This is a genomic window from Acetobacter tropicalis (assembly GCF_001580915.1).
Classification (GTDB): domain Bacteria; phylum Pseudomonadota; class Alphaproteobacteria; order Acetobacterales; family Acetobacteraceae; genus Acetobacter; species Acetobacter tropicalis.
This window is the reverse complement of sequence record NZ_LHZQ01000075.1, coordinates 1-1,744: the sequence shown is the minus strand read 5'-3', so window position 1 is coordinate 1,744 and position 1,744 is coordinate 1. Positions and strand designations below refer to the sequence as shown.

The following is a 1,744-nucleotide window of genomic DNA, read 5'->3' as shown; positions in this document are numbered from 1 at the left end:
TCGAAGGGATCGACTGGCGTAATCCGCAGAAAACATGGCGACCTGAACTGGCGGGGTAACAAAAAGGGGATCGTGATCCATAGTCCTGTACCCTTTTGAACGGTTTTGTGCTGAACTGTTTTTCATGACGGGAAGCATGGATGACATAACGGCCTTACGTGCGGCACTTGCCGCCGCCGAGACGCGTGCCCGTGCTGCCGAAACCCGGGCCACAGACGCTGAAGCCCGAGCAGTCAGCGCTGAAGCGCAGATTACCCATCTTAAACATCTTATTGCACGGATGCGTCAGGACCGCTTCGGGGCGTCATCGGAACGGGGACGGCGCCTGCTGGACCAGCTGGAACTTGAGCTGGAGGAGCTGGAAACAACGCAAGCCGAAGACACGTTCGAAAATGCGGCGGACCTCGCTGTCCGTGCAACAGCACCGCGGAATAACCGGGGGCGGCAGCCCTTACCCGCTGACCTGCCACGCGAACGGATGGTTCTTCCTGCGCCAACACAGTGTCCGTGCTGTGGCGGGATGCGCCTGAGCAAACTGGGCGAAAGTATCACTGAGACGCTGGAAGTGATCCCACGCCAGTTCAAAGTCATCCAGACGGTGCGGGAGAAGTTCACCTGTCGGGATTGCGAGAGCATTACCCAGCCACCAGCGCCTTTCTACCCGATCTCACGGGGGCGTGCAGGGCCAGAACTGCTGGCGGGCATTCTGTGCGACAAGTATCTCCAGCATCTGCCACTGAACAGGCAGAGTGATGCCTTTGCACGCGAAGGGATTGATCTCGACACGTCAACGTTAGCTGACTGGGTGGGAGCCTGCACAGCGACCCTGGCCCCTCTGAACGCGCTGATCCGGGTCCATGTGCTGGCAGCTGGTCGTCTGCATGCGGATGACACCACCGTGCCCGTGCTGGCGAAGGGCCGAACACGCACCGGTCGATTGTGGAATTATGTGCGCGACGATCACCCCTTTGGAGGCACAGCACCGCCAGCCGTGTGGTTCCGTTATTCACGGGACCGCAAGGGCGAACATCCTGTCGATCATCTTTCGGGCTGGACGGGGATCGTGCAATCCGATGCCTATGCCGGATATAACGCTCTGGCAAAACCGGGCCGTCAGCCTGCACCTGTCGTGTCTGCAGGATGCTGGGCGCACGGACGAAGGGGGCTGTTCAAAATCGCGGAGAAGGACAAGGCCCCGCTGGCGATAGAGGCAGTGCGCCGCATCGACGCCATCTTCGAGGCTGAACGTGTGATAAACGGCACCCCAGACCAGCATCGGCTCGCGGTCCGTCAGGAAAGCAGTGCTCCCATGGTAGAGGACCTGTTCATGTGGATGCGTGACACGTGCCAACGCATGTCATCAAAAAATCCCATTGCACAGGCCATGAGCTATTTTCTCAGACGACCTGACATGTTCACACGGTTTCTACATGATGGGCGCATCTGCCTCACAAATAACGCCGCAGAGCGTGCGCTCCGTGGGATAGCTCTCGGCAGAAAAGCCTGGTTATTCGCCGGGTCAGACCGGGGCGGAGAACGCGCTGCCGCCATGTATTCCCTGATCGTCACTGCCCGTCTGAACCTTGTCGATCCCAAAGCATGGCTCGCAGATGTCCTCGCCCGTATCAACGATCTGCCAAATCCGCGCCTCCATGAACTCTTGCCATGGCACTGGAAAACCCTTCACCAGAGCAATAATACCATCAAAGCCTGATTACGCCCGCGGCTCTCTCCGGATGCTTAC

The 1,744-nt window shown here is 59.0% G+C and carries 1 protein-coding gene; it reads left to right on the top strand.

Annotated elements, in window-relative coordinates; genetic code table 11:
- The first annotated feature begins 124 nt into the window (after positions 1 to 124).
- A complete protein-coding gene (tnpC, locus tag AD944_RS00505) occupies positions 125 to 1,714 on the top strand; it encodes an IS66 family transposase (RefSeq protein ID WP_061474626.1) in 1,590 nt (529 codons plus the stop codon).
- The last annotated feature ends 30 nt before the right edge of the window (positions 1,715 to 1,744 follow it).